An 18,162-nucleotide genomic window follows, 5' to 3' on the forward strand; every position below is an offset into this window, starting at 1 on the left:
CACGTGGCGGTGGGGGCGTCAGCGGCTGCGCTGCTTGAGCCGCTGCAGGTCCAGGATCACGACGGCCCGGGCCTCCAGCCGGATCCAGCCGCGCTGGACGAACTCGGCCAGGGCCTTGTTGACGGTCTCGCGGGAGGCGCCGACCAGCTGGGCGAGCTCCTCCTGGGTCAGCTCGTGCGCCACGAGGATCCCGTCGGTGGCCGGCCGGCCGAAGCGGTCCGCCAGGTCCAGCAGGGCCTTGGCCACACGGCCCGGCACGTCGGAGAAGACCAGGTCCGCGAGGGACTCGTTGGTGCGCCGCAGCCGGCGGGCCAGCGCCTGCAGCAGCTGCGCGGAGACGTCCGGGGACCGCTCGATGACCTTCTTGAGGTTCTCGTGCTTGAGCCCGGCCAGGCGGGTCTCCGAGACCGCGGTCGCGGAGGTCGAGCGCGGGCTCGGGTCGAACAGCGCCATCTCGCCGAACAGCTCGCCGGGGCCCATGATCGCCACGAGGCTCTCGCGGCCGTCCGGGGCGGTGCGGCCGAGCTTGATCTTGCCGGAAACGATGAAGTAGAGCTGGTCGCCCGGGTCCCCCTCGTGGAACAGGGTGGAGCCGCGGGAGAGCTCCACCTCGGTGAGCTCCTCCGTCAGGGCGGCGAACGCCTGGTCGTCCAGGGACGCGAACAGGGGGGCGCGGCGGAGGACGTCGATATCCATGCTTCTCCTCAGGGTCTCGCCGTCGTCCGGGCGGGCCCGGCGGGGCGGTGTCAACGGGGGCCGTGCACGCACGTGTGAGCGGCCTAACGTACCTGACGTTCACTGTAGTGTCTCCGGCGCGCGATTCCCAAGGACGGCCCCCGGCCTCCGTGCGGCGGCGCTCCACGGTTCTCCCAGGCGCACTCCCTATGCTGGTGGCTCGTTCCCGCCCCGGCCGCGCCGACCCACCCAGAGGATGCCCATGCCCCCGTCCCTCAACCTGCTCGACGTCCTGCTCGTCGTCGTGCTGCTGGGCTACCTCTTCTACGGGTTCAGCCGCGGGTTCTTCAACTCCCTGTTCTCCCTGGCCGGCCTCGTGGTCGGGGCCGTGGCGGCGTTCTCGGCCGCCCCGTGGGTCAGCGCGCAGGTCGGGCCGCAGTACCGGGTGGGCGCGGTGCTCGCCACGGTGCTCGTCCTGCTCGTCGCCGGGCAGATGCTCGGCGGGGTCGTGGGCCGCGCCCTGTCGGCGGTGACCGAGCGGATGCGCCTGGGGCTGCTGAACCGGATCGCGGGGGCCGCGCTCGACGTCGCCGTGGCGGCGCTCGCGATCTCCCTGCTGGCCTCCCTGGTGGGCCAGCTCGGCCTGCCGGCCGTCTCCCAGCAGGTCGCGGCCTCCGCGGTGCTGCGCGCCATCGACGAGCACACCCCGGGCCCGGTGCGCTCCGCCGTCACCAGCGCCCGGGAGGCGGTCGACGGCGCCACCGGCATGCGGGAGCTCGACGCCCTGCTGTTCCCCGCGCAGGAGGCCCCGGCCGACGGCGTGGACACGCCCGCCCTGGCCGAGGCGGGCCGCTCCGTGGTGCAGGTGTACGGGACGGCGGTCGCCTGCCGGCAGACCCAGACCGGCTCCGGGTTCGCCACCGCGCCGGGCCAGGTGGTCACCAACGCCCACGTGGTGGCCGGGGTGGACCAGCCCGTGGTCCAGACCCGGGACGGCCAGGTGCACACCGCCGCGGTCGTCCACTACGACGCGGCCGCGGACCTCGCCGTGCTCTCCGTGCCGACGCTGCCGACGCCGGCGCTGCCCCTGGGCCAGGACCCGGCGCCGGGGGACCTGGTCGCGTTCATGGGCTACCCGCTGGGCGGGCCCTTCACCGCCGAGCCCGCCACCGTGCAGGGCACCGCACTCGCGCCCCTGCAGGACGTCGGCGAGGGCGGGACAGGGGCCGTGGAGATCATCCAGCTGGCCGGGGCGGTGCAGCAGGGCAACTCCGGCGGCCCGCTGGTCGCGCAGGACGGGTCCGTGGTGGGCGTCGTGTTCGCCAAGGCCCTCGAGGGGCAGGTCGGCTACGCGCTCACCCTCGACGAGCTGCGCGGCGCGCTGGCCGCCGCGGCCGGCAGCACACAGGCCGTGCCGACGGGGGCCTGCACGGCCTGAGGCTCAGCCCTCCAGCGTGCGCAGCAGCCAGTCCACGGCCAGCTCGTAGCCGTACGCGCCCGCGCCGGCGATGACCGCGTCCGCCTGCAGGGAGACGTAGGACGTGTGCCGGAACGGCTCTCGGCGGTGGACGTTGGAGATGTGCACCTCGACGACCGGGACGTCGGCGGCCTCCAGGGCGTCGTGGATCGCGATCGAGTAGTGGGTGAACGCCGCGGGGTTGATGAGGATCGCCGCGCCCTGCGTGCGCGCCTCCTGGATCCGGTCCACCACGGCGCCCTCGTGGTTGGACTGGTGGAACGAGACCTCCCAGCCGCCGGCCGCGGCCCGGGCGCGGACGGCGGCCTCGATGTCGGCCAGCGTCGTCGTGCCGTAGACCTCGGGCTTGCGGGTGCCGAGCAGGTTCAGGTTGGGGCCGTTGAGCACGTAGATCGGTTTGCGCATGGCACCCATCCTCACACGCCGGCGCGCCGCCCCGTCCGCCGCCCCACCCGCCCGGACACCCGCCCGGACGCCTGCTCGAACGCCGGAGGGCGGCAGGCGCGCCTACTTGGCGAGCGAGTCCACGATCTGTTGCATGACGGTCTGGTCCGCGAGCGTGGTGACGTCGCCGACCGGACGGTCCTCCGCCACGTCCTTGAGCAGGCGACGCATGATCTTCCCCGAGCGGGTCTTCGGCAGCTCGGGGACGATGAGCACCTTCTTGGGCTTGGCGATCGGGGAGATCTCCTTGCCCACGTGGGCGCGCATCTCCTCGGCGAGCTCCGCCTTGTCCCGGCCCTCGGCCTCCGCCTGGTCCGACAGGATGACGAACGCGATCACGGCCTGGCCGGTCGTCTCGTCCGTGGCGCCCACGACGGCGGCCTCCGCGACCGCCGGGTGGGAGACGAGGGCGGACTCGATCTCCGGGGTGGAGAGGCGGTGGCCGGAGACGTTCATGACGTCGTCCACCCGGCCCAGGATCCACACGTCGCCGTCGGCGTCGCGCTTGGCGCCGTCCCCGGCGAAGTACATCTCGCCGAAGCGGGACCAGTAGGTGTCCACGTAGCGCTGGTCGTCGCCCCAGATGGTGCGCAGCATCGAGGGCCACGGCTCCCGGACCACCAGGAAGCCGGAGGCCTCGTTGCCGAGCGAGTGGCCGGCGTCGTCGACGACGTCGACCTTGATGCCCGGGATCGGGACCTGCGCGGAGCCCGGCTTCGCCACCGTCACCCCGGGCAGCTGGGAGATCATGATGGCGCCGGTCTCGGTCTGCCACCAGGTGTCCACGATCGGGCAGCGCCCGCCGCCGATCACGCGGTGGAACCAGGTCCAGGCCTCCGGGTTGATGGCCTCGCCCACCGTGCCGAGCACGCGCAGGGAGGAGAGGTCGTACTCGGCCGGGATCTCCTCGCCCCACTTCATCATGGTGCGGATCGCCGTGGGGGAGGTGTAGAGGATCGTCACCCCGTACTTCTGCACGATCTCCCAGAACCGGCCGCGGTGCGGGGAGTCCGGGGTGCCCTCGTAGATCACCTGGGTGGAGCCGTTGACCAGCGGCGCGTAGGCGACGTAGGAGTGGCCGGTGACCCACCCGACGTCGGCGGTGCACCAGTAGACGTCGGTCTCCGGCTTGAGGTCGAAGACGTTCTTGTGGGTGAACGCGCCCTGGGTGAGGTAGCCGCCGGTGGTGTGCACGATGCCCTTGGGCTTGCCCGTGGTGCCGGAGGTGTAGAGCACGAACAGCGGGTCCTCGGCGCCCTGCGCGGACGGGGTGTGCTCCGGGGAGGCCGCCTCGAGGGCCTCGTGCCACCACACGTCGCGGCCCTCGGTCATCTCGATCTCCGCCTCGTTGCGGCGCACCACGAGCACGTGCTGGACGGAGGCGCCGCCCTTGGACAGGGCCTCGTCCACGGCCGGCTTCAGCAGCGAGGGCTTGCCGCGGCGGAAGGAGCCGTCGGCGGTGACCACGAGCTTGGCCTCCCCGTCCTCGACGCGGGACAGGAGGGCGTCGGCGGAGAACCCGCCGAAGACCACGGAGTGGATCGCGCCGATGCGGGCGCAGGCGAGCATGGCGATGACCGCCTCGGCGATCATCGGCAGGTAGAGGGCCACGCGGTCGCCCTTGACGACCCCGAGCGACTCCATGGCGTTGGCGGCCTTGGAGACCTCGTCCTTGAGCTGCGCGTAGGTGTAGCTGCGGCTGTCACCGGGCTCGCCCTCGAAGTGGATGGCGACGCGCTCGCCGCGGCCGGCCTCGACGTGGCGGTCCACGGCGTTGTAGCAGGCGTTGAGGGTGCCGTCCTGGAACCACTTCGCGAACGGGGGATTCGACCAGTCGAGGACCTCGGTGAACTCCTTGTCCCAGCTCAGCAGCTCCCGGGCCTGGCGGGCCCAGAACTCGGTGCCCTCCGCCTCGGCCTGCCGGTACAGCTCCGCGGTGGCGTTGGCCTGGGCGGTGAACTCGGCGCTGGGGGCAAAGGTCTTGGTCTCGACAGGAGTGGCGTCCGAAGCCATGTGGGGTTCCCTTCTCATGAGGCACCGCGCACGGGCCCCGGGGCCCCGGCGCCCGTGTCGCAGCTCACAAAGTGTCGATTTCACCCTAGACGATCGGCCCACCCGGTTCCACAGACCCACGCCGCACGCGGTCACGGAGCCGGCGCGGGCGCTCGCCCTAGAATCGGGGCATGGCCTCCTCCTCCGTGCCCCGTCCGCCCGCCCACCTGCGCGTGGTGGACCCCGCGAAGGCCCGGGCCGGTGCCGCGCGGCGCCGGCGGACGGGCCGGCCCGAGTCCCCGCTGGCGCGCAAGCGGCGGGCCCGACGGATCAACGCGGTGCTCGCCGGGACGTACCCCTACGCGGTCGCCGAGCTGGACTTCGAGAACCCCTACCAGCTGCTCGTCGCCACCGTCCTCTCGGCCCAGACCACGGACGTGCGGGTGAACTCCGTGACCCCGCACCTGTTCGCCGCCTACCCGACGCCCCGGGCGCTGGCCGAGGCCGACGAGGCGCAGGTCCAGGAGGTGGTGCGGTCGCTGGGCTTCTACCGCGCCAAGACGCGCTCCATCCAGACGCTGGCCCAGAAGATCGTGGACGAGTACGACGGCGTGGTCCCCGGCCGGCTCGAGGACCTGGTGACCCTCCCGGGGGTGGGCCGCAAGACCGCCAACGTGGTCCTCGGCAACGCCTTCGGGGTGCCCGGCATCACGGTCGACACCCACTTCGGCCGCCTCGCCCGGCGCTTGGAGTGGACCGAGGAGGAGGACCCGGTCAAGGTCGAGCGCGACGTCGCGGCGCTGTTCGAGCCCAAGGACTGGACGGACCTGTCGCAGCGGCTCGTCTACCACGGGCGGCGCATCTGCCACTCGCAGCGCCCGGCCTGCGGGGTCTGCCCCGTCGCCGACCTGTGCCCGTCCTACGGGACGGGGCCCACGGACGCCGCCGAGGCGGCGGCGCTGCTCAAGTACGAGTTCGCCCCCGGCCGCGAGGAGCTGCTCGACGCGTACCTGGCGGGCCGCACCCGGGCGCAGCTGCGCGCCGACGGCTGGCCGCTGAGCTCGTGAGCGCGCCGGACGGGAACGGGACGGGCCCGGGCGACGCCTACCGGGACCTGCTGCGGGTGGCCCGCGAGGGCCACCGGCTGCGGATGGAGGACCGCGAACCCTGGCGGATCGGGCGCATCGACGAGAACTACCGGCGCTCGGCGGTGCTCATCCTCTTCGGGGCGCTCGACGCCCTGCCCGCCCGCTCGCCCGAGCACGCCGCAGGGGTGGGCCGGGACCTCGACGTCCTACTCGTCCAGCGGGCCGCGACCCTGCGCTCCCACCCCGGCCAGGTCGCCTTCCCGGGCGGCCGCCTGGACCCCGGGGACGGGGACCTGCACGAGCTGCTGAGCGTGCCCGGCGGCGAGGTCAGCGCGGCCCACGTGCGCGCCGCCCTGCGCGAGGCGCAGGAGGAGACGGGTCTGGACCCGCGGGGCGTCGAGGTGCTCGGCGCCCTGGCGCCCGTGCCCCTGCCGGTCTCGAACCACCTCGTCACCCCCGTGCTGGGGTGGTGGCGGGAGTCCTCCCCGGTCGACGTCGTCGACCACGCCGAGTCCTCACTGGTCTTCCGCGTCCCCGTGCTCGACCTCGTCGACCCCGCCCGCCGGCACTACGCGAGCGTGACGCGGGGCCGGCAGACCTACCGCTCGCCCGCGTTCACCGTCCCCGTGGCGGGCACGGCGGAGACGGTGACGGTGTGGGGGTTCACCGGCGTGCTCCTGGACCGGGTGCTCGCCGCGCTGGGCTGGTCCGTGCCGTGGGACACGGCACGGGTCCTACCCGCCCCGCTCTGAGCCCGCGGCCGGCGGCGCCCCCGCGCCGCCGCGCCGCCTCCCGGCGCGACGCGCCGTGCCGCCGACGGGGGGAACGGACTACGGTGGGGACTCCCGCGGTGCCCCGCGGCCCCGTCCTGCCGCCCCGCTCCCTGCACCCCGACCCCAGAGGAGGCCCCGGTGACCACGCCCCGCTCCGGCGCCGGCCGGCCCCGGCTCGCCGAGCAGCTCAGCGCCGCACGGCACCGCCGCGGCCTGTCGGTGCGCGCGCTCGCCGCGGCCTGCGGCCTGCCCGCGAGCACGATCCAGGGCTGGCTCAGCGGTGCGCACCTGCCCGGCCCCGCCCTGCGCCGCGAGTTCACCGTCCTGCTGGAAGCCCTCGGCCTGACCGAGGAGCGTCCCGCCGCGCAGTGGTGGGCGGACGTCAACCGCTCCCGCACCCCGGTCCAGCCGACGACCACCCCGTACGTCGGGCTGCGCGCCTACCGCCCCGAGGACGAGGCGCACTTCTTCGGGCGGGCCGCGGAGGTCGCGGAGCTGGGCGCCCGCGTCACCGCGCTCGCCGCGGCGGACGGCCCGCGCATCCTGGCCGTGGTCGGGGCCTCGGGGGCGGGCAAGTCCTCCCTGCTGGGCGCCGGCCTGCTCGGCCGGCTGCGCGCCGAGGGCCAGCCCCTGCACGGGTGGAGCGCCGTCACCACCACGCCGGGGCTCGACCCGCAGGAGCGCCTCTCCGGGGTCCTCGCGGACGATCCCGACCTGCTCGTCGTCGACCAGCTCGAGGAGCTGTGGACGAGCTCCCCCGAACCGGAGCGCGCCGCGCGGTTCCTGGAGCGGCTGGCGGCCGCGGGCCGCGGGCGGGTGGTCGTGGTCGGGCTGCGCGCGGACTTCTTCGGCACCGCGAGCCGCCACACCGAGCTGCGCGCGGCCCTGGAGCGGCCCGTGCTCCTCGGGGCGCTCAGCCGCGAGCAGCTGCGCGGGATCGTCGTGGGCCCCGCCGAGGCGGTCGGCGCCCGCGTGTCCCCGGACCTGGTCGGGGTGGTCCTGCGGGACGCCGCCCCGCGCGGGACCGAGGTCGGGGTCGGGCTGCTGCCCCTGCTGTCCCAGGCGCTGCTGGGCACCTGGGAGCACGCCCGCACCCGGGAGCTCACCGTGGCCGACTACCACGCGGCCGGCGGGATCACGGAGGCGCTGGACCGGCGGGCCGAGGAGGCCTACGCCGAGCTGGACCCGCACGAGCGCGAGGTGGCCCGCGCCGTCCTCCTGCGCCTCGTGCGCGTGGTCGGCACGGGCTCCTCCGCCACCGTGGTGCGCACCCCCGTGCTGCGGGAGGAGCTCCCGCAGGGCGGGGCGGCCGTGGTGGAGCACTTCGCCCGCGCCCGGCTGCTGACCATCGACCGGGACGAGATCCAGCTCGGCCACGAGGCCCTGCTGGACCACTGGTCGAGGCTCAACCGCTGGATCGAGGACAGCCGCCGCGACCTCTACGTCCGCCAGCAGCTGCAGCGCGCCACCCAGATGTGGCTGGCCAACGACCGCGACCCCCTCGCGCTGATCCCGCTGGGGCAGCTGGCGTCCTTCCGGGACTGGACCGGGGACCCCCGCCAGCAGGCCCTGCTCAGCCCGGCCGAGCGCGAGTACCTCGAGGAGAGCGAGCGCCACTACGACGACGCCCTGGCACGCCAGCAGCGCAGCGCCCGCGAGATCGAGCGCCGCGGCCGCGTGGCCCTCGTCCTGCTGGCCCTGGCCGTGTGCGCCGCCGTGGTCGCCGGGGTGCTGGGGGTGCGGGCCGAGCGCTACCAGGCCGCCGCCGAGGACGCCCGCGACGAGGCGCTCTCCCGCCAGACGGCGCTGGAGGCCTCCCGGATCCGCGGGGAGACGCCCGACCTCGCCGCGCAGCTGAGCCTGGCGGCCTACCGCATCGAGCCCACGCGCGAGGGGATCTCCGCGCTCGTCGACGCGACCGCGGTGGCCAGCCCCGAGCGCCTGATCGGGCCGGAGGGGGCCTCCCGGCTCGCGGCCCTGGACGACGGGTCGGTGGTCGCCCGCGCCGCCGGTGACGGCACGCTGTCCGTGTGGCGCGGCACCGGGCGCCTGGACACGGGGCGGGAGGACGTCGCCGTGGTCGACGACGACCCGGGGCTGCGGGACGTCGACCTGGTGGTCCGGGACGGCCGCGTCCTCGCCGCGGTGGCGGGGGAGGGCCACGTCAGCCTCTGGGACGTCACGGAGCAGCCCGCGCAGCGGCTGGGCGACGCCGCGGTGGGTGCGGACACGCCGGTCAACGCCGTGGTCCTCTCCCCGGACGGGCGGCAGCTGCTGGCCGGCGGGGCGGGCGAGGTCCTGCGGTGGTCGCTCGAGGACCTGCGGGCCCCCGGCGCCCTCCTGCCCCTGGAGCTCGACGACCCCGGCGCCGTCACCGCGCTCGCCGCCGCGGCCGACGGCACCGTCTACGTGGGCGGGGCCGCCACCGGCATCGACCGGTTCGCCGCCGGGGAGCGCCAGCCGCGCCGCCTCGAGCGGGTCCCGACCGGGCGCCAGGTGCTGTCCCTGGACCTCGCCGGCGACGGGGAGCGGCTGGCCGCGGGCCTGGCCGCCCGCGAGCTGCGGCTCTTCGAGGTCTCCGGGGACCGCGTCACGGAGGCCGGGGTCATCGGGGGCTTCGACAGCTGGGTCAGCGACGTGAACTTCTCGGCGGACGGCGAGCGCATCGTCTCCGCCAGCTACGACCAGCACGCCTACGTCCACCGGATCGCCGACCGGTCCACGGTCGACGTCTACCCCACCCCGTCGCGCGTGACGAGCGCCCTGGGCGTGGGGGGCCGGGTGCTGACGACCTCCCAGGACGGGACCACGCGGGCATGGGACCGGTACGGGCCGGTCGTCCAGCGCCGCGGCGAGCCCGTCTACCAGCTCTCGACCGACCGGGACCACACCGTCCTGAGCGTGGTCGGCGTCGGCGAGGACGTCGTCTCGCTGCTGGACCTCACCGGGGAGCACCCTCGGCAGCTGCCCGCCCCGCAGGCACCGCGCGGGGAGTCCCTGTGGTTCGCCGGCGCCGTCGCCCCCGACGCCTCGTTCGTGGCGGGGGGCACGGAGGACGGGGACCTCCTCGTGTGGCCCCTCGAGGACGGGCGCCCCGGGGAGCCCACGCGGACCCCGGCCCTCGACGCCGCGATCACGGGCGCCGGCATCACCGCGGACGGCACCACCCTGGCGGCGTGGTCGGAGGTCGGCATCGAGGTCGCGCTGCTGCGCCGGGCCGGGGACGGGACCGTCCGGCGGGTGGCCGCGCTGCCGGTGGCCGGCACGGAGGCCGCCCAGTTCCACCCCTCCGGGCGGCTGCTGGCGGCGGCCGACGACACGGGGCACGTCACCCTGTGGGACGTCGCCGACCCGCAGGCGCCGCGGCGGAGCGCGACCCTCCGGTTCGACTCCGTGGTCACCTCGCTGGCGTTCTCCCCGGCCGAGGAGCTCATGGCGGTGGGCACCGAGAGCGGGCGGGTGCACCTGTGGGACGTCACGGACCCGGCCGCACCCCGCTCCGTGGCGCAGGCCGCCGACGCGCTGTCCTCCGTCAAGGGGATGCAGTTCTCGCCCGACGGCGCGAGCCTGGCCGGTGCCGCGGGGGACAAGTTCGTGTGGATGTGGGAGGTCGGGGACGGCGGCATCGAGGTCGTCGGGGCCCTGTCCGCGTCCGGGGAGCGGATGAACGACGTCCGCTTCGCCGGGGACCGCCTGATCGCCGCGGGCGACGACGGCGTGGTCCGCAGCTGGATCGTCGACGCCGACACCGCCGCCGCCCACGTGTGCGCGCACCGCGGGGACCCCGTCACGGAGACCGAGTGGGGACGGCACGTGCCCGGTGCGCCCTACCGGCCGCTGTGCTGAGCGCCGTTCACTTCGCGTCCGCGTAGGACGCCACGACCGCCACGCTCACCGGGAACTCCACCGGGATCCGCCCGAAGACGATCCGTCCCGCCTGCTCGGCGCAGCCGCGGACCAGGTCGCAGGCCCGGGCGGCGTCCGCCTGCGCGCAGTGCAGGACGATCTCGTCGTGCAGGAAGAAGACGAGCTCGGCGTCGAGGCCCTCCCGGGCCAGCGCCGAGCGGATGCTGCCCATCCAGCACATCGCCCACTCCGCCGCGGTGCCCTGCACCACGAAGTTGCGGGTGAAGCGGCCCTGGCCGCGGGCCATCGCCCCGGCCCGGCGCTCGGCTTCCGCGGTCGCGGTGTCCCGCTGGGCGGCCTCCCACGCCGGTCCCGGCGGCGGTGACCACCGGCCGAGGTGCGTGCGCACCTGCCCGCCCGTCTCCCCGACGCGGGCCGCGCGCTCCACGTAGTCCACGGCCCGCGGGAACATCCGGGCGAGGTGCGGCATCAGCCGCCCGGACTGGCCGGTCGTCGCCCCGTACATCGCCCCCAGCATGGCGACCTTCGCCTGCGGGCGCTCGGTGAGCTCCGTGCCGCGCTCCTCGCCCAGGTCCGCGATCGCCTGGTAGAGGTCGCGCCCGTGGGAGGCTGCGGCCAGGGCATCGTCGTGGGCCAGGGCCGCGAGCACGCGCGGCTCGAGCTGGGCCGCGTCGGCGACGACGAGCACGCGGCCCGGGTCGGCGCGCACGGCGTCCCGCACCACGTGCGGGATCTGCAGGGCCCCGCCGCCGCGGGCCGCCCACCGGCCCGTGACCACGCCGCCCACCACGTACTCCGGGTGGAACCGGCCGTCCCGCACCCAGGTGTCCAGCCAGTGCCAGCCGTTGGCGCTGAGCAGCCGCGCCTGCTTCTTGTGCTCCAGGACCGGCTCGATCAGCTCCTGGCGCTGCGCGGCGAGCCCCGGCACGGCGCGCGCCCACTCCACGAGCTCCCACTGCCGCGTGCTCGTGACGTCCACGCCCGCGGCCCGCAGGGCCTTGAGCAGCTCCTGCGGGGAGTCCGGGTTCAGCCCCGGGGCGTGGAGGACCTCCCGCAGCCGCCGGACGGTGCGCTCCATCTTCTCCGGACGCTCCCCCGGCAGCGGCTCCGGGCCCAGCGCGGCCTCCAGGAGCGCGCGGTGGACGTCCTCCCGCCACGGCACCCCCGCGTGCTGCATCTCGGCCGCGATCAGCGCCCCCTGCGACTCGGCGGCCAGCAGGAGGGTCATCCGGCGCGGGTCCGCCGCCCCCGCCACCGCGGCCAGCTGGGCGCGCAGCTCGGCGGCAAGCTCCGCCGTGCCCGGGCCGGCCGGCCGCGGCAGGTCGAAGAGGCTCGACTGGCCCGGCGCGGGCCGCGGCGGCGGCAGCAGGCCGGGCGCCTCGTCGCCGGGCAGCGGGGCCAGGGCCGGGCGGTAGGGGAGGGGGCCGCCGGTCCCCGAGCCGTGGGCGGTGGCGGCGGTCGCGAGGATCGCCTGGCACAGGCGCAGGTCGTGGCAGCGCTCCACGCGCACGCCCGCCGCGAGCAGCTCAGGGTAGAGCCCGGCCGTCCGCTCCCACGTCCAGCGCGGCGGGGTCGTCCCGGCGCGGCGGGCGGACTCCTCCCACTCGGCGACGAACGCCGCGAGCTCCCCCGCGGGCACGACGAGCTCCGCCCCGGCCGGCGTGCCGGCGCCCGTCAGGATCTGGGCCCGGTGGCCGTCCCCGCCGTCCGGCGCCGTTCCCATCACGATGTGCACCCAGCCATTGTCCTGCACGGGTCCGTCACCGTATGGTGCCCCGGCCCCGGACCGTGTTGCTCAGGGGTGCCGCCGCGGGCATGACCCCGATCCGCTACGAGGAGGCGGCGCGTGCCGGGGCGGCCGGGGCGCCGGCCAGCAGCGCCTCGATCAGCTTCACCGCGCCCTGCTTGTCCAGCGGGTTGTTGCGGTTGCCGCACTTGGGCGACTGCACGCACGAGGGGCACCCGTGCTCGCACTCGCAGGCCGAGATCGCGTCTCGGGTCGCGCGCAGCCACGCCCGTGCGGTGTCGTAGCCGCGCTCGGCGAAGCCCGCCCCGCCGGGGTGACCGTCGTAGACGAAGACCGTGGGCAGCTCCGTGTCGGCGTGCAGGGCGGTGGACAGCCCGCCCACGTCCCACCGGTCGCACGAGGCCACCAGCGGCAGCAGGCCGATCGCGGCGTGCTCGGCCGCGTGCAGGGCGCCGGGCACGTCTGGCTCCTCGATCCCCGCGGCGGCCATCACCTGCTGCGGCACCGTGAACCACACGGACTTCGTGAACAGGTCGCGGGCCTCCAGCTCGAGCGGCTCCTCGCCGAGCACCTCGTTGGAGATCACCGCCTTGCGCTGGAACGAGACGACCTTCGTCGTCACCTGGACCTGCCCGAAGTGGGCGGTCACCGGGCCCCAGCGCTCCGTGCGCTCCTCGGCGACCACCGTGACCTGGGTGATGTCGCGGGCCGTCGTGTAGAAGTCCGGGTGGGCGCGGGTGACCGCGGCGTAGGAGTCGGCCTCGTTGAGCTCGTCCACGATGTAGGTGCGCCCCTGGTGGACGTACACCGCCCCGGGATGCGCCTGGTAGTGCGACTGGGGCGAGTCCATCGTGCCGAGGACCATGCCGGTGTCCGTCTCGATGATCCGGATGGGCCCGCCGCCGTCGGAGCGCAGCGAGACCATCCCGGCCGCGGACTGCGGGTCGGTCCAGAACCAGCCGGTGGGCCGGTGGCGCAGGTGCCCGCTGCGCACGAGGGAGTCCAGCACCTCGGCGGCCGTGGGCCCGAACGCGGCGACCTCCTCGGCCCGCAGGGGTTGCTCGGCGGCCGCGGCGCACAGGTGCGGGGCGAGCACGTACGGGTTGGACGGGTCGAAGACGGTGGCCTCCACGTCCACGTCGAAGATCGCCTCGGGATGGTTGACGAGGTACGTGTCGAGGGGGTCGTCACCGGCCACGAACGCCGCCAGCGCCTCCTGCCCGGCCCGGCCGGCGCGGCCGATCTGTTGGAAGAAGGACGCCCGCGTGCCCGGCCACCCTGCGACGACCACGGCGTCCAGGCCCGCGATGTCGATGCCGAGCTCGAGCGCCGAGGTGCTCGCGATGCCCAGCAGCCGCCCGTCCCGCAGGGCCTCCTCGAGGGCCCGGCGCTCCTCGGGGAGGAACCCGGAGCGGTAGGCCGCCACCCGGTGCGCCAGCGAGGGGTCGACCTCCTCGAGCTGGCGGTGGGCGATCTGGGCGATCGTCTCGGCGCCGCGCCGGGACTTGATGAACGCGATCGTGCGGACCCGGTGGAGCACCAGGTCGGTGAGCATGTCGGCGGCCTCGGCGACGGCCGTGCGCCGCACCGGGGCGTCGTTCTCGCCCGCCCCACCGGTCTGCTCGGGCTCCCACAGCACCACGGTGACGGGCCCGTGCGGGGAGAAGTCGGTGGTCACCGGGGTCACGTCCGCCTGCGCGGCGCCGATGAGCCGCGCGAAGGAGGCGTGCGGCCCGGACGACGTCGCCGACGCCCCGATGAACACCGGGTCGGCCCCGTACCGGCGGCAGATCCGGCGCAGCCGGCGCATCAGGTTGGCCACGTGCGACCCGAAGACCCCCCGGTAGGAGTGCGCCTCGTCGATCACCACGTACTTCAGCCGGCGGAAGAACCGGGACCACCGCGCGTGGTTGGGCAGCACCCCGTAGTGCAGCATGTCCGGGTTGCACAGCACCACGTCCGCGTGGTCGCGCACCCAGCGGCGCTCGCCGGGGGCAGTGTCGCCGTCGTAGGTCGCGGCGCGCAGGGTCGGCAGCCCGAGCGCCTCCAGCCCCTTGAGCTGGTCGGCCGCCAGGGCCTTGGTGGGGGAGAGGTAGAGGGCGGTCGCCTCGTCGGGGTGGTGGACCGTCCCGGGGTGCGCCAGGGCGGCGAGGCGGCCGCGGTGCACGGCGTCGGCCACGGGCGCCTGATAGGCCAGGGACTTCCCCGACGCCGTCCCCGTGGCGACCACCACGTGGCGGGGGGCCAGCATGGCCTGCACCTGGTGCAGGTAGGGCCGGTGCACGCCGAGCCGCTCGTAGGCGGCGACCACGTCCGGGTGCAGGTGCCCCGGCCACGGCGCGGTGACGGCGTCCCGGTCGGGGAGCTCCCGGACGTGGCGCACCTGCTCCGGCGCGTCGCCGCGGCCGAGCAGCGGGATCAGGGAGGCGTGGTCGGAGGACGGCACCGGTTCATTGTGCCACCGCCGCCGGTCCTCACGGCCCCCCCCCCCCCCCGGGGAAGGGGGCCGGCCCTCTCCCCGCGGCCGTCCGCGCGTCGGCTGCGAGGGGGAAACAGCAGGAGCAGGAAGCTCGGAAGGTCTCGGACGGCCCCGTGCACAACAGCACCGAACAGGTCATGTGCATTTCCGAACAAGACTCTGTTCGAAAATGTTTGACTTCCCCGGTGCCGGACCGGACACTGGATTCGTCCCGACCACCGCGAACGGAGGCCCCGTGCCCGAGCTGCTGCCCGAGGAGCGCCGGCGCGCGATCCTGGACCGGGTGCGCGCCGCCGGCGCGGTCCGCGTCTCGGAGCTCGCGGCGGAGCTCGGCGTCTCCGACATGACCGTCCGGCGGGACCTGGACCGGCTCGCACGGGACGGCGAGCTGCAGAAGGTGCACGGTGGCGCGAGGCTGCCGGCCGGCTCCTCGGCGGCCGAGCCGGGGTTCACGCACAAGGCCGAGTTGCAGCTGCCGGAGAAGGCCGCGATCGCCGCGGCGGCCGGGTCGATGGTGGAGCCGGGGATGTCGGTGTCGCTGAACTCGGGCACCACCACCTATGCCCTGGCCCGGACGCTGCGCGGGACTCCGGACCTCACCGTGGTGACGAACTCTCCGCGCATCGCCGGGGTGCTCTACGACGCCCCTGCCCCCCGGCAGACCGTGGTGCTCCTCGGCGGGGTCCGGACCCCCTCCGACGCCCTGGTGGGCCCGCTGGCGACCGCGGCCCTGCGGACGCTGCACGTGGACCTGTGCTTCCTGGGGGTGCACGGGTTGTCCGAGCGGGACGGGCTGACCACGCCGAACATGATGGAAGCCGAGATCAACCGCCTCTTCCTGGAACGCTGCGACCGCGGCGTGGTGCTGGCCGACTCCACCAAGTGGGGCCTGGCCGGCCTCCACCGCATCGCCGGCCTCGAGGAGGTCGACGCCGTCGTCACCGACGACGGTCTCGACCCGGCCTCGAGGGAGATCCTCGCCCAGCACGTCCCCGACCTGCGACTGGAGCCCATCCGATGACCTCTTCCGCCCCCGCCGAGCGCGCTGCTGCACCACTGGTCGCGCACCGGACCCATCACCTGGCCGACGGCCGGGAGGCCGTGTTCTTCGCCGACCGCGGGTCCCGGCCGGTCGAGCACGTCGAGGACCGTCGGCCGCTGGACGCCCGGTCGGGCCACGGCGAGGTGCGCTTCGACCGGCTGAGCGGGGAGTGGGTGGCCGTGGCCGCCCACCGGCAGGCCCGCACCTACCTGCCCCCGGCCGACCAGTGCCCGCTGTGCCCGTCCCGCGACGGCCGGGACTCCGAGATCCCGGCCGGGGACTTCGACGTCGTCGTCTTCGAGAACCGCTTCCCGTCCCTGGGCCCAGACCTCGGTGAGCTCCCCGCCCCCGGGCCGGCAGAGGAGCGGGCGCTGTGGGGCACTCCGTCGCCCGCCTACGGGCGCTGCGAGGTCGTGGTGTTCACCCCCGACCACCACGGTTCCTTCGCGTCCCTTCCCTTCGAGCGGGCGCGCACCGTGGTCGAGGCCTGGGCCCAGCGCACCGAGGCCCTGTCCGCGCTGGAGGGCGTCCGGCACGTGTTCCCCTTCGAGAACCGCGGCGAGCAGATCGGGGTGACGCTGCACCACCCGCACGGGCAGATCTACGCCTACCCCTATCCCGCTCCGCACGCCGCCCGGCTGGCCGCCCGCTCCCGGGCGCACCTGGAGCGGACCGGGCGGGCGCTGATGGGGGAGCTGCTGGCCGACGAGGCCGCCGCGGGGGAGCGGATGGTGCTCGAGGGGCGGCACTTCTCCGCCTTCGTGCCCTACGCCGCGCGCTGGCCGCTGGAGGTCCACCTCGTTCCGCACCGCAGGGTCCCCGACCTCGCGGCCCTGACGGGGGAGGAGCGCGACGAGCTCGCCGCGGTCTACCAGGACCTGGTCCGGCGCGTGGACCGGCTCTACGCGACCCCGACCCCCTACATCGCCGCCTGGCACCAGACGCCCGTGAACGCGGCCGACCGCGCGGCCGGCTGGCTGCACCTGCAGCTGACGAGCCCGCGCCGGGCCGAGGACAAGCTGAAGTTCCTGGCCGGTTCGGAGGCCGCCATGGGCGCGTTCATCAACGACGTCACCGCGGAGCAGACCGCCGCACGGCTGCGGGAGGCAGGACGATGACCGCCGAGCAGATCGACCACCACGAACACGCCCGGGCCGAAGACCTCACGCGCCGGTTCACCGAGGTCTACGGCCACGCCCCGGACGGGGTGTGGCGGGCCCCGGGGCGGGTGAACCTCATCGGGGAGCACACCGACTACAACGACGGCTTCGTGCTGCCCTTCGCCATCGACCGCGCGGCGATGGTCGCCGTGCGGCTGCGCCGCGACGGCGGGGCCGGCCAGGACGTCGTGGCGCTGGCCTCCACCTACGCCCCCGACGGGGGCGGGCTGTCCCGGGCCGGGTTCCGGGTCGCCGACCTCGCCCCCGGCTCCGTGGCCGGCTGGGGCGCGTACCCGGCCGGGGTGGCGCACGTCCTGGGGACCCTGGACGAAGTGGAGGTGCCCGGTTTCGAGCTGCTGCTCGACTCGACCGTGCCGGTGGGCGCGGGGCTGTCGTCGTCGCACGCCGTGGAGGTCGCCACGCTCGTGGCCCTCGACGACCTGCTGGGCCTGGGCCTGGACCGTCCGGCAATGGCCCGGCTGACCCAGCGGGCGGAGAACGAGTTCGTCGGCGCACCCACCGGGATCATGGACCAGTCCGCCTCCCTGATGGGCCGGGCGGGTGGGGCCCTGTTCCTGGACTGCCGCACCCTGGACGCGGAGGTCGTGCCCCTGCCGCTGGCCGGGCACGGGCTGGCCGTGCTCGTCGTCGACACGAAGGTGGCCCACTCCCACGCCGACGGCGGCTACGGCGCCCGCCGCGCCTCCTGCGAACGGGGTGCGGCCGCCCTGGGGGTCACCACCCTGCGCGACGTGGCCGACGACGCCGACCTCGGGGTGCTCGACGAGGAGACGGGCCGGCGGGTCCGCCACGTGCTCACCGAGAACGCGCGCGTGCTCGAGACCGTGCAGCGCCTGCGGGCCGGGGACGTCGCCGGGATCGGGGAGCTGCTCGCCGCCTCCCACGTCTCCCTGCGGGACGACTACGAGGTCTCCTGCCCCGAGCTGGACCTCGCCGTCGAGGCCGCGACGGGCGCCGGCGCGGTGGGGGCCCGGATGACGGGCGGCGGCTTCGGGGGCAGCGCGATCGCGCTGGTCCGGGCCGCGGAGGCGGACCGGGTCGCCGCCGCAGTGGCCGAGGCCTTCGCACGGGCGGGCCACCGGGCGCCCGCGACGTTCGTGGTCGCCCCCGCGCAGGGCGCCGGGCGCGTGCGGTGAGCCCCCGCCCGGGACCGGGGACGACGACGTCCGGGGCCGGGTTCCCGGCACGACGCGCGTCGCGTCCGGGAAGGGCGCGTGCCGGAAGGACACCGTGCGCAACCTCCTGAGCATCTCCGGGCGCACCCCGGAGAAGGAGGTGCGCGCGCACCGGCCGCCCGTCACGGAGCCCACCGAGGAGCAGCGCCGGGACCACCTCGACAGCGCCCGGTTCGGCCGGATCTCCCACGCCCGCCACTGACCCCGGCCCCTGACCCCGGC

At 75.4% G+C, this 18,162-nt stretch carries 13 protein-coding genes; 8 read left to right on the plus strand and 5 right to left on the minus strand.

Annotated elements, in window-relative coordinates; all coding sequences use genetic code 11:
- Nucleotides 1-18: 18 nt before the first annotated feature.
- Entirely contained in the window at nucleotides 19-696 is a 678-nt protein-coding gene (locus M3185_RS12010) for a Crp/Fnr family transcriptional regulator (protein ID WP_251333917.1), read from the minus strand.
- Nucleotides 697-937: 241 nt separating this feature from the next.
- Here M3185_RS12010 and M3185_RS12015 point away from each other — a divergent pair, with 241 nt between their 5' ends.
- On the plus strand, nucleotides 938-2,113 hold the full coding sequence (locus M3185_RS12015) for a MarP family serine protease (protein WP_251333918.1): 1,176 nt from the start codon (nucleotides 938-940) through the stop codon (nucleotides 2,111-2,113).
- A 3-nt stretch (nucleotides 2,114-2,116) separates the two neighbouring features.
- Here M3185_RS12015 and aroQ read toward each other — a convergent pair whose 3' ends face one another.
- Nucleotides 2,117-2,557, minus strand: a complete 441-nt coding sequence (aroQ, locus tag M3185_RS12020) for a type II 3-dehydroquinate dehydratase (protein ID WP_251333919.1) — start codon at nucleotides 2,555-2,557, stop codon at nucleotides 2,117-2,119.
- Nucleotides 2,558-2,659: 102 nt separating this feature from the next.
- A complete protein-coding gene (gene acs, locus M3185_RS12025) occupies nucleotides 2,660-4,609 on the minus strand; it encodes an acetate--CoA ligase (RefSeq protein WP_251333920.1) in 1,950 nt (649 codons plus the stop codon).
- Nucleotides 4,610-4,779: 170 nt separating this feature from the next.
- Here acs and nth point away from each other — a divergent pair, with 170 nt between their 5' ends.
- The 3 genes from nth to M3185_RS12040 all read left to right on the plus strand — a co-directional run bounded on the left by nth (nucleotide 4,780) and on the right by M3185_RS12040 (nucleotide 10,295).
- The gene (nth, locus tag M3185_RS12030) at nucleotides 4,780-5,655 is read left to right on the plus strand and encodes an endonuclease III (protein ID WP_251333921.1); all 876 of its coding nucleotides are present in this window, start codon (nucleotides 4,780-4,782) and stop codon (nucleotides 5,653-5,655) included.
- Nucleotides 5,656-5,738: 83 nt separating this feature from the next.
- Complete coding sequence (locus M3185_RS12035) at nucleotides 5,739-6,428, plus strand: NUDIX hydrolase (RefSeq protein WP_251333959.1); 690 nt, start codon at nucleotides 5,739-5,741, stop codon at nucleotides 6,426-6,428.
- Between the two features lie 159 nt (nucleotides 6,429-6,587).
- Nucleotides 6,588-10,295, plus strand: coding sequence for an nSTAND1 domain-containing NTPase (locus tag M3185_RS12040; protein ID WP_251333922.1), 3,708 nt, complete (start codon nucleotides 6,588-6,590; stop codon nucleotides 10,293-10,295).
- Between the two features lie 7 nt (nucleotides 10,296-10,302).
- Here the strand turns inward: M3185_RS12040 and M3185_RS12045 are convergent, their stop codons facing one another.
- The gene (locus M3185_RS12045; RefSeq protein WP_251333923.1) at nucleotides 10,303-12,051 is read right to left on the minus strand and encodes a bifunctional 3'-5' exonuclease/DNA polymerase; all 1,749 of its coding nucleotides are present in this window, start codon (nucleotides 12,049-12,051) and stop codon (nucleotides 10,303-10,305) included.
- Nucleotides 12,052-12,145: 94 nt separating this feature from the next.
- Nucleotides 12,146-14,509 carry a DEAD/DEAH box helicase gene (locus tag M3185_RS12050; protein ID WP_251333924.1) on the minus strand — a complete coding sequence of 788 codons (2,364 nt, stop codon included), beginning with the start codon at nucleotides 14,507-14,509 and terminating at the stop codon, nucleotides 12,146-12,148.
- Between the two features lie 268 nt (nucleotides 14,510-14,777).
- Here M3185_RS12050 and M3185_RS12055 point away from each other — a divergent pair, with 268 nt between their 5' ends.
- The 4 genes from M3185_RS12055 (at nucleotide 14,778) to M3185_RS12070 (ending at nucleotide 18,142) form a co-directional block, all read left to right on the plus strand.
- Nucleotides 14,778-15,563, plus strand: a complete 786-nt coding sequence (locus M3185_RS12055) for a DeoR/GlpR family DNA-binding transcription regulator (RefSeq protein WP_251333925.1) — start codon at nucleotides 14,778-14,780, stop codon at nucleotides 15,561-15,563.
- The gene (gene galT, locus M3185_RS12060; RefSeq protein ID WP_251333926.1) at nucleotides 15,560-16,702 is read left to right on the plus strand and encodes a galactose-1-phosphate uridylyltransferase; all 1,143 of its coding nucleotides are present in this window, start codon (nucleotides 15,560-15,562) and stop codon (nucleotides 16,700-16,702) included. The genes M3185_RS12055 and galT overlap by 4 nt, the downstream gene beginning before the upstream one ends.
- Nucleotides 16,699-17,901: a galactokinase gene (galK, locus tag M3185_RS12065; protein ID WP_251333927.1), complete on the plus strand. Its 1,203-nt coding sequence runs from the start codon at nucleotides 16,699-16,701 to the stop codon at nucleotides 17,899-17,901. The genes galT and galK overlap by 4 nt, the downstream gene beginning before the upstream one ends.
- A 94-nt stretch (nucleotides 17,902-17,995) precedes the next feature.
- Nucleotides 17,996-18,142 (plus strand): hypothetical protein, encoded by a 147-nt coding sequence (locus tag M3185_RS12070; protein ID WP_251333928.1) that lies wholly within the window; start codon nucleotides 17,996-17,998, stop codon nucleotides 18,140-18,142.
- Nucleotides 18,143-18,162 lie beyond the last annotated feature (20 nt).

Source organism: Kocuria rosea, assembly GCF_023715525.1.
Classification (GTDB): Bacteria; Actinomycetota; Actinomycetes; order Actinomycetales; family Micrococcaceae; genus Kocuria; species Kocuria rosea_A.